Source organism: Brucella sp. NBRC 12953, assembly GCF_040369775.1.
In the GTDB taxonomy this organism is placed as follows: domain Bacteria; phylum Pseudomonadota; class Alphaproteobacteria; order Rhizobiales; family Rhizobiaceae; genus Brucella; species Brucella pseudogrignonensis.
In genome coordinates, this window is the sequence record NZ_BAABSV010000004.1 from 464,786 (window position 1) to 483,264 (window position 18,479).

Below are 18,479 nucleotides of genomic sequence, written 5' to 3' on the forward strand. Positions count from 1 at the left end.
GTTTCCCTTTCGTGGCTTAATCCGACCTCGCAGCCGGGCACAATCCGGGCTTCCGGGAAGAAGCCCCCTTAAAATGATGAAACAGACGACATGCATAAAGCCCCGGCAAGGTGCGAGCTGCACCCATACCAAGGCATTCGATCAAATCATGCGGATTATTGCTGGTTTAGATCCTTAGAGGAGGAACCAGGCAGCGGCGCAGATCAGAACAAACAGAACGGTCGCGGAGAAAAAACCACCCGCGAAAAAGCCGAACGCCATGGCAACCAGGAGGGCAACAACTGCCACTGTGCCCCATTTAAACACACCCATGAAACCAGCATAAGTTTTATCATGCTCTGGATAATCCATCGGCGCGCCGAGTTCAGCCGGAGCTGTAGTGTGATGTTCTGCCATTTTGTAGTTCCACCCATTCAGATAGTTTGACTATTCTTAGTCAGACTATCTGTGATCTTTAACTCGCATGCAACCTCAACCGGACCTTGCCTCAGGCTTTGGTCCCCGGCTGTTTGTCGCAGCGCCCCTCCACTCCGTCTGTGACCGCATATGCGGCTACGGCAGCTAACTAACCAGAATTTTCAGAAATTTCTATACTAAAATATTTAGAGCAACTTTCAAAAAGATTTAAATTATCAAAAGTAAGGATCATGCGTATAAATCGCATAGACTCCACAAAAGATTTTATATGCCAAGGCCGGTATATTTCGCTGTTGGCAGGATCGTCAGCGGACCAACACCATTGCTCAGATTGCCAAACATCGCACGCCGCTCGTGCGGCTGTGACTTGAAGAACGGGAAGCGGACAGCAACCGCGTCGCGAATATTGCGAATGGGTGCAGCGCCCAGTCCAACCTTGATACCATAGCCCAGATGCTCACGCGCTTCGGCCATGACAGTGGTGCCGAAAATACGTTTGTAGAATGCCATATGCTCTGGCTTCACCGATGCAAGACATTGATCCGCTTCAAAAAATTCCGAAGCCATCGCAGCAATGCGCAAGGTGACATAGGGAATAGCAGGATATTCGCTCAGTAGATCCGGGTCCGCTGCAAAGCGTGTCGGGTCAACAAAAGCCATGCCGCTGTTGAGCAGAGGATCAAGAATATCGGGAAAGAGCGCATAACTCGTGCCACGACGATGGTCAGGCGTGATGTAATGAATACGCAATGTACTCACTAATTGCCCGTCAATATGAATGCCGAAGACAAACGCATGACTGTCACGATCAATGTCATCAACAATCGATGGCACTTCCGCTTCATGCATCACGTTCGCACTTCGGTAAGACCGGTAACGCAGGCGCCCCATCTCTTCGAGATCTTCCGCGTGTACGATGCGTCGATATTCCACCCGATCCAGAAACTGCAATAGCTGCCGCGCGAAATTGGATAGCGGTGGTTGCCCACCAGAGACAGCTTCATTCGTCATTCAAATAGCATCCGCACCCCGTCAAATCAGTGCGCAGAATAAGGTGCTTTATAAGCGTGTAAAGGTGTAACTTTGAGTTTTTGTCACTTGCCAGTGACAGAAACTCTCATTCGTCCTGGATCGCCCGATACACAGCCGCCAATGCACCTTAATGAGAATTGGAATGGCCGCTAAAACGACCACTCCTTCTTTGTGCCGATCACTGAATAGAGTTAGCCAGAGACTGGAACATCTCGATTGTTTCAGCTTTCACCTGCTGACCATCAATATTGTAATTGGCGTAGGCCGATGTTTTGGCGATCACCACGCGTTTGGCCGGATTGACGTAAATAAACTGGCCGTAAATACCGACAGCAGCGAAATCACCTTGGGGCTCAACCGGAATCCACCATTGATAACCATAGCCAAAAGGGATCTTGCCTGACGCATCTTTGCGTCCGGGCATCAAATACGGCTCGTCTGGCGTTACAGAATCGTGAACCCATTGCGCCGGCACGAGCTGCTCGCCAAGATAGTTCCGGCCTTCATTCATATAGAGCAATCCAAAGCGGGCATAATCACGCAGCACAGCATTAAGGCCACCCGCAGCGACAACTTCACCCTTCTGATCAGCAAGCCAATACGAATCAGCCTCCACGCCAAGTTTCGACCAGAGCTTGTCCTCAAAGTATTTTTGTATTGGCACACCAGTCGCACCTTCCAGCACCAAGGCGAGAACTTGCGTATCTGCTGAAACATAGCGATTGACTGTGCCTGGCTTGATTTCGTTCTTCAGATGCGCGGTGAAATCGATGACCGACCCCGTAACCATTTGCACAATGTAACGCACGATATCCGAATTGAGATCGCCGTAATTTTCGTTGAAACCAATGCCCGACGACATCTGCAGAACGTTTTTAACAGTCACGCCCTTATAGCCACCCTCCGCGAGTACCGGCGCATAATGATCGACTGTCTCATCGAGTTTGATCTGACCATCACGCACCGCATTGCCGATCAGAAACGAAACGAACGATTTCGATACAGACATCGCGATGGACTGCGTTTTCTCGGTGTTACCGCGTGCATATTCTTCATGCACTATCTCACCATCCTTCAAAACAATGAAACCTGTTGTTTCCGTCCGTTTGAGAAAATCGGCAAGATTGTGTGTCTCGCCTTTATATGAATAGGTTTCAGGCAATGGCCGCTCGGCCTTCGGCAGCGGACTGACATCACCCGCGCGCGCAACCCGGATCGACGGATAGATTTTATAGAGGGTGCGGAAATTTTCATCGATCACATCAGGCTTGAAAACCTGAGAATACTGATAAACCGCCCAATATTCGTGTAATTTCTTCCTAAAAATCGCAGCGCTGACAGCCGCGATAATAATGATTAATATTATTAAATATAAGAAAAAACGGAAAAGCCGTTTCATTTCCCCTCCTTGTTATTTTACTTATAAAGTAACAACTGAATTACTTATGCCGCTCAAAGACATGGCACTATCTTCACCTTTATTACAAGGAGGAAAATAGCTAAATTTTGCTATGATAAAATAGGGGAATTATCGGTACTGATATGGTTTCACAGAATTGAAACCGTCAGACTTACCCAAAACTTCATGAGTATGACTCATGGAGTTTTGGATAAGCCCGAGTGGCGATTGAACTTTTTCAAGGCGTGGATAGCGTCAGCATCTTCGCGCCATGGTATTACTGCGCAAATGTGCGTCCGTCGTCGTGCGGCACGACAGCTTTGGCCGATGAAGTCCGGATTTCTGTTGCCGGAACAGGCTTACCCAACAAATAGCCCTGCACGAGGTCAGCGCCCGCCGCCACGCGAACTAACGCCAGCTGCTCTTCTGTCTCGACACCTTCAACAGTTACGGCAAGGCCTAACTCGTGCGACAGCTGGGTAACACCACGCAGCAGCATCAGAGAACGTCGGTCATTGGTGATATCCTGGACAAAGGAACGATCGACTTTGACCTTGGTCAGCGGCAAGCTGTTGAGATAGCTCAAGCTGGAATAGCCCGTACCAAAATCGTCCAGCGCAATGTTGATCCCGGCATTCTTCAGTCGCTGCAAGACCAACGAAGTCTGATTGCGATCAGCGATGATCGCACTTTCGGTCACTTCCACCTCAAGCTGCCTCGCCGGAAGGCCGGATTTCTGCAAGGCATTGGCGATATCGCGGGTAATATCGCTGTTTTTCAAATCAATCGCTGACAGATTGACCGAAACGCCAATCCGATCCCCCCATGTCATGCAATCGCGGCAGGCCTGCTCAAGCATGAAACGGGTGATTTGCGAGATAATGCCGATTTCTTCGGCCAATGGGATAAATTCTGCTGGAGGAACATGCCCCAGTTCCGAATGCTCCCAACGCGCCAGCGCCTCATAGGCCACGATACGCAGCGACTGTGCGCTGACGATAGGCTGATAGACGACTTTGATTTCCTGATTTTCAATAGCCAGACGCAAGTCTGCCTTCAGCTTCTGGCGACCGCGATATTTGGTATCCATGGCGTTCACAAACAGCGCCCATTGTTTGCCTTCCTCGCTCTTGGCTTCATAGAGCGCCAGATCGGCATTCATGTGCATATTGCCGACATCGCATTTATCAATAGTCTCGGTCGCAACGCCCGCGCTGATCTCGATATGAACCTGATCGCCATTAAGATCGTAAACACCGCTTGCGACAGAGATAACGTGATCCATGATCGCCGCCACTTCTTCATCGCCATGAAGATTGAAGACGAAAACCACGAATTCATCGCCGCCAAAGCGCGATGCTACAAAGCGCTGCGGATCGAGCGAATTCAGCCTATCTGCAAAAAGCCGCAGAAACACGTCGCCCACATGATGGCCAAGCGTATCATTGACGTGCTTGAAGTGATTGATATCGATGACGATCAGTGCAGCAAGCGTATTTGGCTCCTGATGTATCCGGAGCGAGCGCACCATCGTTTCAAAGTAGTTACGGTTTGGCAGCCCGGTCAGACCATCAAAACGTGCCATATGCTGAATGCGCGCTTCTGATTCAACGCGTTGCGTGACGTCTTCAAACATCAAAACGACACCCGCATTGGATGTCTGATTACCGATACATTCGATATAGCGGTTATCTGCCAATTGCAGGATATCACGCGCTTTGCGGCCCGAGAGCAAATCCTGCATCCGTGTGCGGATGTTGTGCAGGTCATTATGCGGAAACAGGCCCTGTTTGGCACAATAGCGTAGCAAGACTTCCAGCCTGCGCCCACGCAGTTTGGTGTGTTCAGCAATCTTGAGCAGCGATTTCGTCTTGTGATTGATGACCGCAATGCGCTGCTGGGCGTCGAACATCAACAGGCCTTGCGGCATGTTGTTGAGCGCGGCATCAAACCGGCTGGCAACAATAGACAGGCGGCGTTTTCCCATCACAGCTGCGAAAAGAAATTCGCGAAGCCCGTTAGCCATCTGAATATTGGACAAGAAGTATGGGATCAGCAGGAGACCAATCACAACGTGAAAGGGAGTCCCCGCAAGGATAAGCCCCGCAAGCACCGGGATCAGAGTGCAGGCCGACATCAGAACCACGGCTTTTGCCGAGGCATAATTGCGACCAACGATCGATACGACCGAAGCCAGAAGGATGGTCAGGCTGGCCAGCTCTGCAAAAGAGTCGCGCAGAACATAGCTTGAAAAGAAGCAGAGCATCCCAAGCGTTGCGCAAACCAGCGAAGCGCCAACGAGATAGCGTGCTTCCCACTTATCGAGATCTGCATGAGACAGGGTACCGAGCTTTGCCTCATCGAATTTATGCATGTCATAGAGGCGACCGAATGCGACAACTGTAAAAAAACCGGCAAATCCGAGAAAGCGCCAGTCTGCTGTTTTTACATAAATGACCACACACGCCACGACATGGGCGAGCAAACCAAACCATAATGTTGTGCGATTGCCATAAAGCGCACGCAAAAAAGAGAGCCGCACATCGGCAGGTATCTCAGGTTGAAGGCTACGCCACATCTCGTTGATTGTACCCCTTTCATAGGGGGTAATATGCCACTAATCACTTAAAAATACCTTTCGCAAAACTAAACCACAAGCTGTTATTGCAACTACCATAAGATGTAATCAGTTTATTATTAAGCAAACACCGAACAGCACAACCAGAAGTAAATAATGCAACCCTAAGATCTCAGATAGAGACATTTAATTTATTTATTGCTCACTGAAAAAGCCCGTCACGCAGAGCAGTTTGCAGTTAAGAAAAGCCAGTAATTCCCCAAACTAGCGTCTGACAACTGCGCACAGCTCCATAAAAGCCGCCTTATCTAGTGAAAATCGCAGGATTTGCGCGTAAAACCGACGAAGTTGCGAAGTTGGACGAATAGAAACCAGAATAGTTGCAACTTGGCCTAGATGTGATGGCCACCGTCAATGGTAATCACCGATCCAGTCATGTAACGGCTTGCATCAGAAGCAAGCATTAGCACCACACCGTCCAGATCCTCCATTTCGCCAAGCCGTCGCATGGGGTTGCGACCTTTAAAATATCCGCCAGCAGGACCCGATAGCTGCCGTTCATTGATTCGCGTTGGAAACCACCCCGGCGCAATCGCATTGACGCGAATATCATGCGACGCCCATTCAAGTGCCAGCGCGCGGGTCATCTGCGTTACGCAGGCTTTGGACATCGCATAGGCAGCAGTCCCCTTCTGAGGACGCTCCGCAAGAATACTCGTTGTATTCACGATGGCACCGGCCTGCTTTCGGTCGATCATCCGTCGCGCCATTTCCTGTGCAGTGAAGAACGATCCGGCCACGTTCACATCGAAGATGTGCTCCAGCATATCCCGCGTCGTATCCAGCGCTCTCGCGACATGGGCGACACCTGCATTATTGAAAAGCACATTGATAGGGCCAAGACGCTGTTCCGCCTCATCGAACGCGGTCTTTACCTCGTCTGGGTTGGTGATATCCGCCATGATTTCCAGCACTTCACCACCAGAAGGGCAGAATTTCTCACCATCCCGACTGCGTGAAATTGAAACAACTTTTGCCCCATGGCGCGCAAGCACGCGCACCATGTGCAACCCCAACCCCGAAGAACCTCCGGTCACGGCAATCACCTTACCTGCGACAGAGAAAACCTGTTCGTCAGCCATTCATCCCCCCGACTGCCAAATATCTTTCTATATCTAGTGCAACATCAATTTTATGTGAACCCGAAAACCCTCTAAAATCTCGCCAGATCAATAGAGTACACAGAAGCTGGCAATAGAGCATAATCCGACTGGACTGAAACGCGCTCTAAGGTGTGAAGCTGTGATCAGCTTCACGATTGCGCGGCAAGACACAGCGCTTTACAAACGCTCCAACAACGCCCCTTCCGCTGGATCGAAATATTTCATGGCAAAAGTTTCTCGCCCTCTCATCGCCGTTCCCACAGACGTAAAGCCGTTTGAAAATTACGTCTGGCATTCTGCGCCCGAGCAATATCTAGCTGCAGCGATTGACGTTGCAGAAGTCACGCCCCTGCTGGTTCCCAGCTTTGGCGCGAAGATGGATCTCGACAGCATTCTCGATAGCGTGGACGGCCTGCTGGTCACTGGATCAAAATCCAACGTCAATCCGGAACTTTACGGCGTCGAACCGAGTGCGGCCTTTGAGCCTTACGACAATGCCCGAGATGCAACATCGCTGCCGCTCATCCGTGCAGCAATCGACAAGGGCGTCCCCGTGCTGGCGATTTGCCGCGGCATTCAGGAACTGAATGTGGCGCTGGGCGGCACGTTGGCCACCGAAATTCAGGAGCTGGAAGGTCGTATGGACCATCGCGCGCCGGAATCAGACAGCCAGGCCGAGCGCTTTGCCATTCAGCACCCGATCAAGATCGCGCCAAACTCCTGTCTTGCAGAGATACTGAAAACCGACGACGTGAAGGTCAATTCGGTCCATCGTCAGGCAATCGACAAGCTGGCACCGGTTCTGGCGGTTGAAGCCACAGCAGACGACGGCACGATCGAAGCCGTCTCAGTCAAGAATGCAAAGGGTTTTGTCGTCGGCGTTCAGTGGCACCCGGAGTACTGGGTGCAATCCGATGCGCCTTCGCGCAAGATTTTCGAAGCCTTTGGCGAAGCAGTGCGCCAACACAAGGCGCAGCGCACAGCCTGAAATCAGAGCGCATCCTGAATAGCGTGAGAGGATTTTCGGGATGCGCGTAAAAAGAATGTTGAGCGCCAGCATCAGTAAGTGAGGCTCGCGCTTTTACCTTACTTTTTCTTGACGTGACTGGTTTCCGGCACCGGCGTAATCGCCTCGCCCTTGTCGAACCACGAGATCAGATTATCGATCACAAGATTAGCCATATCGCGGCGGGTCTTTTCAGAAGCCGAGCCGATATGCGGCAACAATACCGTATTCGGGGCATCAAGAAGCGCCTGCGGCACATTCGGCTCATTGGCAAAGACATCAAGACCGGCAGCCGCAATCGTTCCGTCGGTCAGCGCCTGAGCAAGCGCGTCCTCATCAACAACCGAACCACGGCCAATATTAATCAGCACACCTTCCGGTCCCAGCGCTTTCAGGACATCTGCATTGATGGCCTTTGCAGTTTCCGCACCGCCGGGGGCAACCAGAATGAGCGTATCCACCGCCTTCGCAAGCTCAAGCAGGCTCGGGTAATAAGTATAGCTCACATCATCTGCCTTACGGCGATTGTGATAGGACACAGGAAGGCCAAAAGCTTCGACACGATGCGCAATCGCCTTGCCAATGCGACCAAGGCCAAAAATACCGACAGAGCGGCCGCGCAGGGACAGTTTGGAAAGCGGATAGCGCCCTTCCTTTGGCCAGCGACCAACGCGCAGAAACTCCTGCGATTTGGACAATTCGCGCACGGTATCAATCAGAAGTCCAAGCGCAGTATCTGCAACTTCTTCCGTCAGAACGTCCGGCGTATTGGTGACCATGACGTCATTGGCACCGGCATGTTTCGCATCAACAGCATCATAACCAACGCCAAAATTGCCGATAATTTTAAGATTAGGCAGCGCATCAATCAGCTTTGCATCGACCGTCGACATGCTGGCAACGCCTTTGACATCACCAGCCCAGGCTGCATCAACCAGCGCCGCATCGCCTTTGGGAATACGCTTGATATTGAACTCGCCTGAAAGCCGTTGCACGGCATAATCGTTGAAATTACCGAGCACCAGAATGGTCGCTTCACGTTGAGTCATGGCAGCTTCCTCATGTTCAAGCAGAATCCATCGGGCCAGAGGACCTGGCCCGGCTAATAAGACAGATCAGGCCTATTTGGGCTTGGAAGTCGATTGCCGGATATGCAACTCCGGCTTAATCAGTTCCTGATCATGTGAAACTTCAATGCCATTCAGCTGGTCAAGCAGCGCGCGCGCCGCACGGCGACCGACTTCGCGCTGGCCGTTCCACACAGTGGTCAGCGCCGGTGTCGCGATGGCCGCTTCTTCCAGATCGTCATATCCGGTGACGGAAATGTCTTCACCCGGAACAAGCCCTGCACGCGCGATACCGTTCATCAAACCGATAGCAGTCAGATCGTTCCAGCAAACGGCTGCGGTCGGCTTGTCTTTGAGCGCAAGAAACTGTGGCGCAACTTCAAAGCCGCCCTGCTTGGTACGCGGCCCTGAAATACGCCATTCCGGCTTCACTTCAAGTCCGGCCTTATGCATGGCCTGCAAATAGCCCTGATAACGGTCACGGCCTGTCGAAGTCTGATCGGTACCACCGATCATGGCGATGCGGGTGTGCCCAAGCGAAATCAGATGATTGGTGGCAAGGCCGATACCATAGGCATCATCCCCCCGGAAAACCGGTGCATGGACACCTTCAACATCACGCGCGATCAGAACGACCGGCAGGCCGTTATCTTCCGCAAGCTGGATATCTTCCGGCGGTGTGCCGATGGCCGGCGACATGATGACGCCATCCGCGCCGAGCTGCAGCAACGTATCCATGAAGGTGCGCTGCTTTTCCAGCTGGTCATAATGGTTGGACAGAATGAAGGTCTGTCGCGAACGGTCCAGCTCCGTTTCAATCGACCGCAAAATTTCGGCGAAGAACGGGTTCATGATGTCATGTACGACAACACCCACGATCCCGGAACGGGACGTGCGCAGGCTGGCAGCGCGACGGTTATAGATGTAACCGATGGCGCGGGCATGTTCCTTGATCTTTTCGCGTGTCTGATCGGCGACAAGAGGACTGTCGCGCAATGCCAGCGAAACGGTGGCCGTCGAAACACCAAGCGCATCTGCGATGGTCGAAAGCTTGATTTTCTGAGCCAAGTCGCCTCCCCGAAAAGGTCATTGCCACAGTCGAAACAGGAAGGCGCCGGCAAGACAATAAAGAGGAGCAGCCATCCCATCTTGTAGATGGTTATGCCATTGCAATCATTGAATTGGAAGTTTTTTCAACGTTCCTTGATGGCCATCTACCTATTCAACATCGTCGTCATCAACAACTTCCTTGTCCAACTCGTCCGTCAGACGCGCCGCGCCACGCGCAGCAAGGTTGCTTTCCATGCGCCCAAGCATCTTCAGGAAGGTTTTACGCTCCTTCTTGTCGAGGCCTTTCAGCATATCTTTTTCGGTTTTTTTGATCGACTTTTCGATGATGCGGATCGCTTCGATGCCCTGCGGCGTGAGATAGACATGCGACTGGCGCTGATCTGTCTCAGATGCCCGCTTGACCACGAAGCCCTGGCTCTGCAGCCGGGTAATGGTCTTGGTGATTGTCGGTGGACGCACGCCGAGGCGCTGAGCCAGAACGCCCGGAGGCAAACCATCTTCAGCGGCAAGCTGCAGCATCACCGCATCCTGACCGGCATAAAGCCCAAGCTCCAGAAGACGTGTAGCCAGTACGGTTCGTGTAAGACGCGCTACCGACTGCATCCGGTAAAGCATCACTGCCTTGTTGTCCTTACTCATCGCCACCTCGCCCTTGGTCATCCGACTAATAAAGTTCAATCTACAGTAAAATATTGTCCGACTTATGAAGCTTCAAGAACAAGCAATGACTTAGGGTTAACTTTGTACCCAAAGCATGTTCTTAGGCACGAAAGAATGAATTTCGCGGCTAACATTGCACGAGTTTATGGGCGGCGAAACCCAAATGTCGGAATCAGACAACCGATTGCTGTTTTATTCGATCACCATTAGGTTCAAACTGTTCGTTTAAAAATATTCAGCACGGAGGAAAATATGAATAACCTGCGCGACCAGAACAGCGACATGATCGTCGTCCTGCCACTTGGCGCCCACGAGCAGCATGGTCCTCATCTGCCATTTGAAACAGATACGATTATCGCCGAAGGCATTGTCGCACGCATCAACGACGCACTGCCTGCCGATCTCAACGTCAATTTCCTGCCTGCCCAGCCGGTTGGTTATTCCATCGAACATATGGACGTCGAAGGCACCCAAAGCCTCGCCTTCTCGGAAGCCGTCAATCAATGGATCGGCATGGGTGAGAACCTTCATGCAGGCGGCATTCGCAAGCTGGTCATGCTCAATGCCCATGGCGGCAACTCGCCGCTGATGACAATCGTTGCAACCGAGCTTCGCACCCGCCTTGATATGCTGGCTGTAGCCACAAGCTGGACCCGCTTCGGTATGCCGGAAGGGCTGATTACACCGGAAGACAAGTCGCTCGATATTCATGGCGGCTTTATCGAAACATCCGTGATGCTGGCGCTGCGCCCTGATCTCGTCGATATGACGAAGGCCGCAGACTTCTCGAATGCACAGTCCGACTTCGCAAAAAAATTCAAACATTTGCGCGCCTATGGCCCTCATGCCTTCGGCTGGAAGATGCAGGATCTGAATACGGAAGGTGTCGCAGGCAATGCGGCAGCGGCAACGGCTGAGGCAGGCGAAAAAATCCTTAAGCACGCTGTTGCAGGCTTTATTGAGCTGCTCCACGATGTGGATCAGTTTGATCTCGCTCGCTTTTCGCCCAAACAACTCGTGGTCTGATTCCGAGCACCTAAATAGTCATCTCGTGGATGCTTTGAATTTGACGTTTGAAACAACGCTCATGTGCGCGCCATATATCAAACGTCACATTCAATCCGCGAGCGAAAACGTGATTGGCCGTAAGCGAGAACGTGATCGGGACAGATGTAATAATATAGCATTGCATATAGCATTCGCGGGCACCTTCCCTTATATGAAATACCCGATCTGAAGCCTCGGTCGCGTGGATTTGCGCGCGCACCAAAAGGCAGCAACTTCAAGAGGCATGAACAATGAGCCAGGCTGAAGCCCACACTGAGGACAAGTCAAACACAGATGCTGGCACAAACGCTGGCCGTATTCCCGTTACCGTTCTGACCGGATATCTGGGCTCGGGTAAAACGACGCTTCTCAACCGCATCCTTACCGAAAATCACGGCAAGCGTTATGCGGTCATCGTCAACGAATTCGGCGAGATCGGCATCGACAACGATCTGATCGTCGAGTCTGACGAAGAAATCTACGAAATGAACAATGGCTGCATCTGCTGCACCGTGCGCGGAGATTTGATTCGCGTGGTGGAAGGCCTGATGCGCCGTCCGGGCCGCTTCGACGCCATTATCGTTGAAACAACCGGTCTTGCTGATCCGGTTCCTGTCGCGCAGACCTTCTTCATGGATGACGATGTCCGCGCCAAGACCGGCCTTGATGCCGTTGTCGCTCTGGTTGACGCAAAGCACCTTCCGCTGCGCCTCAAGGACAGCCGCGAAGCAGAAGACCAGATTGCATTTGCCGATGTGGTTCTGATCAACAAAACCGATCTGGTGACACCGGAAGAACTGGCAGCGATTGAAGCAACAGTTCGCGCCATCAATCCACACGCCATTATTCACCGTACAGAACGCGCATCGATTCCGCTTGATCGCGTGCTTGATCGCGGTGCATTCGACCTGAAGCGTGCGCTCGAAAACGATCCGCATTTCCTCGATCATGACCATCCGGACCACGTTTGCGGCCCTGATTGCGATCACGATCATGGCCACGACCATCATCATCATGGGCACCACCATGATCATGAGCACACCTGCGGCCCAGACTGCAATCACGACCATGGGCATGACCATCACCACCATCATGATCACGATCATCATCATGCATCGCCGATCCATGATGTGACGGTGACTTCCGTGTCGCTGCGTGCGGGTGAAATCGATCCGGCTAAATTCTTCCCCTGGATTCAGAACATCACCCAGACACAGGGTCCAAACATTCTGCGTCTCAAGGGGATCATCGCGTTCAAAGACGATCCGGACCGCTACGTGGTTCAGGGCGTTCATATGATCATCGAAGGTGATCACCAGCGCGCATGGAAGCCTGAAGAAAAGCATGAAAGCCGTCTCGTCTTCATCGGACGTCAGCTCGATGCAGCTGAACTCAAAGCCGGTTTTGAAAACTGCCAATCCCAGTAAAATTGGCAAAGTAATCCTGCCAAAGTAAAATTGGACACTGATGCCTACAGTTGCCCCGCTCGACCTTGATGGTCATTGCCTCTACGCCCGTTTTATCAGCGGCGTTCCATTCTTTGCTCTGGCCGATGGTTCTATCCATCGGCTGGACAATGGCCACCAGACCAGCGCCGCTCATGACGGGCTTCTCAGCGCAACGCTGACCTTTGATGGAAAAGCGCTGGTAACGGGCGGTGAAGATGGCCGCGTTTGCCAGACTGCATCGGATGGTACAGTCACGGAACTCGCAAAAGTACCGCGCAAGTGGATGACCGCGGTTGCAAGCGGCCCCAACGGAACGGTCGGCTTTGCCTCTGGCCGCTCGGCATGGGTCCGCACATCCAACGGCAAGGTGCAGGAATTTGCACAGGAACGCAGCGTCGAAGGCATTGCGTTTGCGCCAAAGGGCCAGCGTCTGGCAATCGCGCGCTATAATGGCGCAACATTGATCTGGACTGGCACGGAAGCAAAGCCTGTGGAGCTTGAATGGAAAGGCGCGCATATCGGTGCCACCTTCTCACCTGATGGCCGCTTCCTGATTACATCCATGCAGGAAAATGCGCTGCATGGATGGCGTCTGGAAGACAGCAAGCACATGCGCATGACTGGCTATCCTGCCAAGGTCAAAGACTGGTCATGGAGCGTGAAAGCCAAGTGGCTTGCCACCTCCGGCGCACCAGCCGCTATTGTCTGGCCGTTTGCTGGCAAAGATGGCCCTATGGGTAAGGCACCGCTGGAGCTTGGTCTGCGCGGAGACAGCATGGTGACATCGGTTGCCTGCCACCCAATCGAAGACATCACCGCCATTGGCTATAATGACGGCATGATTCTTCTCGTGCGCTTCGAGGATCAGAAGGAAGTGCTGCTACGTCGTGGCGGCAAAGGCGCGATCACCAGCATGGGCTGGGATGGTCAGGGCACTCGTTTAGCCTTCGGATCTGAAACGGGCGACTGTGGCGTTATTGATATGACGAGCTAAGTAGTTAGGGCATTAGGGCATTATGTTTCGCTAATTTGAAAACATACTGCCCTATTCACCTACTGCCTTATTGCCTTACTTGTCTGCCTTACTTGGCCTTCATCGTAACTGTCCGACCACCATCCGGGCCAAGCGACGCAACCCACTGACTGATTGCGGAAGCGTCCTTTTCACCAAGCATATGATCGGCTTCGATCGTACGGGCATCGACCTTTGCACCGCCAGAGCGCAGCAGAGCTGAAAGAGCCGGTGCGAAAGGCGAATAAAGCTTATCTTCCTGGCCTGTAATCGTCAGCACGCGCGCCTTGCCCAGATTGGCAACCGGCACGTTGTCCAGAACAGGCATCGAGCGCATCAGCACCGCACGCTTCACCAGATCCGGGTGCAGCATCATCGTTGCAGCCAGCAGATTTGCGCCATTGGAATAGCCAACGAAGGTTGCATGTGGGAGATCGAGATCCTTCTCATCGGCAAGACGCGAGAGGAAGGTCACGAATGCATTGGCTTCAAGCTTCACATCTTTCTGGTCGAACTTGACCGGCGTAATGCGCTTATACCAGCGCGTGCCACCATCCTGCATGACGCGGCCACGAACACCAAGCAGCGTTGCACGCGGCCAGATCTTGGATGCCATCGGCACGAGGCTTGCTTCATTGCCGCCTGAACCATGCAACAGGACAATCAGTTCGTTGGAAGCGTTTTCAGGCTTATAGAAACGATAGATGAACTGCTTGCTGCGTGAAAAATTCTGTTCCGGCGTTGTCTCAGCATCCATTTTCTTTTCACGCATCGTTACGCCCTCTCCCAGCTTGGGAGCGACTGTTTCATCTTTCGTCGATGTAGCCATGCTGTTCAGGGCCATGCCCTGCGCCTTGCTCACAACCTTTATAGGCGTGGGCTGTCCTTCCGCCAGAGCGGAACCAGTCATTGCTGCAAACGCCATCATGATGGCGGCTGTAAACGTCTTCTTTACCATAAGCTCAACTTGCCACTGAGATGTTAATGAAGGTTTTAAAGCAGCTCCGCTTGGACCATCTTTTGTGTCCTCGCCGGCTCTGATTAGCATGTCCTTAACAACAGATATTTAGCGAGAATGTGACGAAAACACGGAAAATAACCGATTGTTACATTTGCGTGACACTTCACGAGCCCATCAACAACGCGTGAACCATAATCGAGTGGCAAAAAATTCATGTTTTTGACGCGTTTAGGGGGACAATGGGATATCATTACAAAAATTGTACGAGGGAACGGATTTTTGACATGAGCAGCTTCAAGCCAGGCCGTTTTTCGTCTGCCCGCCTTAATTCAAGCGACGTGACGCCGAAAAATCTTTATCTGCGTCGCCGCGAATTTCTGATCGGCGCGGGCGCACTGGCCGCGACCGGGATTGCATCGGCCGCATTTGCCGACCCGCTCACGGCCAAAGCCTCGGCCTATAAAGTCGATGAAAAGCTGACGCCGAAAGATTCTGTCACGACCTATAACAACTTCTATGAGTTTGGCACGGACAAGAGCGACCCTTCTGCGAATTCCGGTGATTTCAAGCCATTGCCATGGCGGCTGAAAGTCGACGGGTTGGTCAAACAGCCCAAGGAATTCGACATTCAGGACCTGATGGCCAAGATGCCGCTTGAAGAACGCATCTACCGGATGCGCTGCGTTGAAGCCTGGTCAATGGTCATTCCATGGATCGGCTTTCCGCTGGCAAGCCTGCTGTCTCAGGTCGAACCGCTTGGCTCGGCCAAATACATCGCCTTCACGGGCGTCGTGCGCCCTGAAGAGATGCCGGGTCAGAAAGGGCTGTTTCAGGTGCTCGACTGGCCTTATGTCGAGGGCTTGCGTCTGGACGAAGCCATGCATCCGCTGACTATCCTTTCCGTTGGCCTTTATGGTGAAACCCTTCCCAACGCCAATGGCGCGCCCGTCCGGCTCGTTGTGCCGTGGAAATATGGCTTCAAGGGCATCAAATCGATCACCAAAATCAGCTTCGTGGAAAAGCAGCCACCGACATCGTGGCAGCAGCAGGCCGCCAATGAATATGGCTTCTATGCCAATGTGAACCCGGACGTCGATCATCCCCGCTGGTCACAGGCAACCGAGCGGCGTATCGGCGAAGGCAGCTTCTTTGGCTCCAGCCGTCGTCCTACCTTGCCGTTCAATGGCTATGCCGAAGAAGTCGCTTCGCTTTATGCAGGCATGGACCTGCGGGCAAATTACTGACATGGCCGTCGCAGCCACGATCCAAGCCAAAAAGCCCAACCGTCAGACCCGATTCAAACCGGGCTGGTGGAAGGTATGGGCGCTTTATGCGGTCGGCTTCATTCCCGCCCTATGGGCGTTTTATCTCGGCGCAACCGACCAGCTCGGCGCAGACCCTGTTAAAAGCTTTGAGCATATGCTCGGCCTCTGGGCACTGCGCCTACTCATTCTGACACTGCTGGTGACACCCATCCGTGACCTGACAGGTATCAGCCTATTGCGCTACCGCCGCGCACTTGGCCTGCTCTCCTTCTATTATGTACTGATGCATTTCGCGGTCTATATGGTGCTGGATCAGGCGCTCAATCTATCTGCGGTGATAGCCGATATTGTCAAAAGACCGTTCATCACCATCGGGATGATCAGCCTCGCCCTTCTGGTGCCGCTCGCAATCACTTCGAACAACTGGTCAATCCGCAAACTGGGGCGGCGCTGGACCACGCTGCATAAGCTCGTCTATGTGGCCATTGCAGGTGGAGCGATCCATTTCCTGATGTCGGTCAAAAGCTGGCCAGCTGAACCCGTCATCTATGCTCTGATCGTAGCGGCGCTGCTGCTCTGGCGGGTAGTGCGTCCGCTCTTCAAAGGACGCAGACAGATAAAACCCCAGCGGGAAGCTGCTGTAACGCTAAAGAAATAAGGTATAATATCCTTGTTTTTATAAAGTCTAATCTACGAGATAAAACGCCTTTCCGGCAGGATAGGCCATGACATTCCAATGCAAATCATGTCAGTATCGCCACAACTTCGGTAAATGAAGCGTCAGGCGAATACGGGATGTCCATGTCTTCTATCTTGAAATCAAAGCCCGTCCGCTTTCTCGGCAAGTTCGTCTTCGTATTATTCGTAATCATCTTTGCAATCTGGTCCAGCTTTGCCATGTGGTTCCAGTTGCCTTTCGGCAATGCTGTGCGCGGCTCGATCATCGCCGTCTGGCTGGCAATCGCGCTGTGGGTCATCGCAGGCGAGCGAAACTTCTATTGCATGCGCAAGCGACTGTTCTTCTGTCTGCTGGCACTGTTGATGCTCGGCTGGTGGGCCACGATACGCCCATCGCTCGACCGCATCTGGGCACCAGATGTCGCGCGAACCGTCACCGGCAAGATTGATGGCGATAATGTTACGCTTTTCAATGTTCGCGATTTCGACTGGCGAACACCAAATGATTTCACACCTAACTGGAAAGAAGCCACCTACGATCTGAGTAAGATAAACTCTGTCGATGTTTACCTCTCCTATTGGGCTGGCCCGGCCATTGCGCATACACTGCTGTCGTTCGGGTTTGAAGATGGCAGACACGTCGTCTTTTCTGGCGAAATCCGCAGGGAGCATCACGAGGTCTTTTCATCCATAGGTGGATTTTTTCGCGAGTTTGAACTGGCGATGATCGCGGCGGAAGAAAGCGACATTATCTATCTGCGGACTAATGTGCGCAAAGAAAATGTCTTTCGCTATCGGGTGGACCTGCCCCCGGCAGGCGCAAGAGAGCTTTTCCTCTCTTATGTCGAGCTAGGCAATGAGCTGGCAGCCACACCCAAATTCTACAACACGCTGACTGCCAATTGTACGACGATCATTTTCACAATGGCGCGCGTGCTCGATCCGACCTTCCCATTTGATTATCGGATCCTGCTTTCAGGCTATCTACCAGGATATCTCTACGATCATGGCTGGCTCGAAAATAACGGCACTCTGGAGCAGATAGAGAAACGTGCATCCATCGACGCCAAGGCGCAGGCTGGCGGACGTGAAGGCTATTCCGAACGCATACGCCAATAAAAGAAAACCCCGCTTGAGCGGGGTTTTCAATCAGCAACTGCAGTTAATTAGATTGCAGCGGTGATGATGATTTCGACCTTGTAATCAGGCGTTGCAAGCGCTGCTTCACCGGTCGCGCGGGCAGGCGTGTTGGCCTTGTCGACCCAGCTATCCCAGACTGCGTTCATTTCAGCAAAGTCCTTCATGTCTGCAAGCCAGATGATCGCCTGAAGGATCTTGGACTTGTCGGAACCAGCAGCTGCCAACAGACGATCGACTTCAGCCAGAACGGCCTTGGTCTGATCGGTCACGCTCGCGCCTGGCTCGCCAACCTGGCCGGCGAGATAAACTGTATTGCCGTGAACGACGGCCTGGCTCATGCGTGGTCCGACTTCGATACGACGGATGCTCATGGTGAACTCCTCTCATGACTACTGCGGAAACGGGCCCGCATTTAAAAATGTTGCGCATCCTTATTAAAGCCCCTGCCCGCTTTGGCAATGGCTGTTTGAAGCCTCATCCGGACAATTCAAATAAAAACGCACTCCAGGCCACCCGCTGTGCTACGACAGCGACA

The 18,479-nt window shown here is 52.6% G+C and carries 17 protein-coding genes; 7 read left to right on the forward strand and 10 right to left on the reverse strand.

Annotated elements, in window-relative coordinates; genetic code table 11:
• Positions 1 to 174: 174 nt before the first annotated feature.
• The 5 genes from ABWV94_RS12475 to ABWV94_RS12495 form a co-directional block, all read right to left on the reverse strand.
• The gene (locus tag ABWV94_RS12475) at positions 175 to 396 is read right to left on the reverse strand and encodes an aa3-type cytochrome c oxidase subunit IV (RefSeq protein ID WP_007876334.1); all 222 of its coding nucleotides are present in this window, start codon (positions 394 to 396) and stop codon (positions 175 to 177) included.
• 285 nt (positions 397 to 681) lie between these two features.
• Entirely contained in the window at positions 682 to 1,428 is a 747-nt protein-coding gene (locus ABWV94_RS12480) for an N-acyl amino acid synthase FeeM domain-containing protein (protein ID WP_113496310.1), read from the reverse strand.
• 199 nt (positions 1,429 to 1,627) lie between these two features.
• A complete protein-coding gene (locus ABWV94_RS12485; protein ID WP_113496311.1) occupies positions 1,628 to 2,848 on the reverse strand; it encodes a serine hydrolase domain-containing protein in 1,221 nt (406 codons plus the stop codon).
• A gap of 277 nt (positions 2,849 to 3,125) precedes the next feature.
• A complete protein-coding gene (locus ABWV94_RS12490) occupies positions 3,126 to 5,426 on the reverse strand; it encodes a putative bifunctional diguanylate cyclase/phosphodiesterase (protein ID WP_064320967.1) in 2,301 nt (766 codons plus the stop codon).
• A gap of 392 nt (positions 5,427 to 5,818) precedes the next feature.
• Positions 5,819 to 6,568, reverse strand: a complete 750-nt coding sequence (locus ABWV94_RS12495) for an SDR family NAD(P)-dependent oxidoreductase (protein ID WP_007876343.1) — start codon at positions 6,566 to 6,568, stop codon at positions 5,819 to 5,821.
• 244 nt (positions 6,569 to 6,812) lie between these two features.
• On the opposite strand from ABWV94_RS12495, the gene ABWV94_RS12500 reads away from it, so the two are divergent.
• Positions 6,813 to 7,577, forward strand: a complete 765-nt coding sequence (locus ABWV94_RS12500) for a gamma-glutamyl-gamma-aminobutyrate hydrolase family protein (protein ID WP_105519192.1) — start codon at positions 6,813 to 6,815, stop codon at positions 7,575 to 7,577.
• Positions 7,578 to 7,675: 98 nt separating this feature from the next.
• Here the strand turns inward: ABWV94_RS12500 and ABWV94_RS12505 are convergent, their stop codons facing one another.
• The 3 genes from ABWV94_RS12505 to ABWV94_RS12515 form a co-directional block, all read right to left on the reverse strand.
• A complete protein-coding gene (locus ABWV94_RS12505) occupies positions 7,676 to 8,644 on the reverse strand; it encodes a 2-hydroxyacid dehydrogenase (protein WP_113496312.1) in 969 nt (322 codons plus the stop codon).
• Positions 8,645 to 8,716: 72 nt separating this feature from the next.
• A complete protein-coding gene (locus ABWV94_RS12510) occupies positions 8,717 to 9,730 on the reverse strand; it encodes a LacI family DNA-binding transcriptional regulator (protein ID WP_064320968.1) in 1,014 nt (337 codons plus the stop codon).
• A 150-nt stretch (positions 9,731 to 9,880) separates the two neighbouring features.
• On the reverse strand, positions 9,881 to 10,372 hold the full coding sequence (locus tag ABWV94_RS12515; protein WP_079212606.1) for a MarR family winged helix-turn-helix transcriptional regulator: 492 nt from the start codon (positions 10,370 to 10,372) through the stop codon (positions 9,881 to 9,883).
• Positions 10,373 to 10,645: 273 nt separating this feature from the next.
• Here ABWV94_RS12515 and ABWV94_RS12520 point away from each other — a divergent pair, with 273 nt between their 5' ends.
• The 3 genes from ABWV94_RS12520 to ABWV94_RS12530 all read left to right on the forward strand — a co-directional run bounded on the left by ABWV94_RS12520 (position 10,646) and on the right by ABWV94_RS12530 (position 13,882).
• Positions 10,646 to 11,419, forward strand: coding sequence for a creatininase family protein (locus ABWV94_RS12520; RefSeq protein WP_079212211.1), 774 nt, complete (start codon positions 10,646 to 10,648; stop codon positions 11,417 to 11,419).
• 272 nt (positions 11,420 to 11,691) lie between these two features.
• Positions 11,692 to 12,867: a CobW family GTP-binding protein gene (locus tag ABWV94_RS12525; RefSeq protein WP_064320970.1), complete on the forward strand. Its 1,176-nt coding sequence runs from the start codon at positions 11,692 to 11,694 to the stop codon at positions 12,865 to 12,867.
• Positions 12,868 to 12,907: 40 nt separating this feature from the next.
• Positions 12,908 to 13,882, forward strand: coding sequence for a WD40 repeat domain-containing protein (locus ABWV94_RS12530; RefSeq protein WP_079212212.1), 975 nt, complete (start codon positions 12,908 to 12,910; stop codon positions 13,880 to 13,882).
• Positions 13,883 to 13,970: 88 nt separating this feature from the next.
• On the opposite strand, the gene ABWV94_RS12535 is transcribed toward ABWV94_RS12530, so the two are convergent.
• Positions 13,971 to 14,858, reverse strand: a complete 888-nt coding sequence (locus tag ABWV94_RS12535; protein ID WP_113496313.1) for an alpha/beta hydrolase — start codon at positions 14,856 to 14,858, stop codon at positions 13,971 to 13,973.
• A gap of 287 nt (positions 14,859 to 15,145) precedes the next feature.
• Between ABWV94_RS12535 and msrP the strand changes: the two genes are divergently transcribed.
• From msrP to ABWV94_RS12550, 3 genes are all read left to right on the forward strand, one after another.
• Positions 15,146 to 16,105 carry a protein-methionine-sulfoxide reductase catalytic subunit MsrP gene (gene msrP / locus ABWV94_RS12540; RefSeq protein WP_113496314.1) on the forward strand — a complete coding sequence of 320 codons (960 nt, stop codon included), beginning with the start codon at positions 15,146 to 15,148 and terminating at the stop codon, positions 16,103 to 16,105.
• Between the two features lies 1 nt (position 16,106).
• Complete coding sequence (msrQ, locus tag ABWV94_RS12545; protein WP_113496315.1) at positions 16,107 to 16,784, forward strand: protein-methionine-sulfoxide reductase heme-binding subunit MsrQ; 678 nt, start codon at positions 16,107 to 16,109, stop codon at positions 16,782 to 16,784.
• A 143-nt stretch (positions 16,785 to 16,927) separates the two neighbouring features.
• Positions 16,928 to 17,923, forward strand: a complete 996-nt coding sequence (locus tag ABWV94_RS12550) for an Lnb N-terminal periplasmic domain-containing protein (protein ID WP_215775649.1) — start codon at positions 16,928 to 16,930, stop codon at positions 17,921 to 17,923.
• A gap of 47 nt (positions 17,924 to 17,970) precedes the next feature.
• Here ABWV94_RS12550 and ABWV94_RS12555 read toward each other — a convergent pair whose 3' ends face one another.
• Positions 17,971 to 18,315, reverse strand: a complete 345-nt coding sequence (locus ABWV94_RS12555; RefSeq protein ID WP_007876378.1) for a RidA family protein — start codon at positions 18,313 to 18,315, stop codon at positions 17,971 to 17,973.
• Positions 18,316 to 18,479 lie beyond the last annotated feature (164 nt).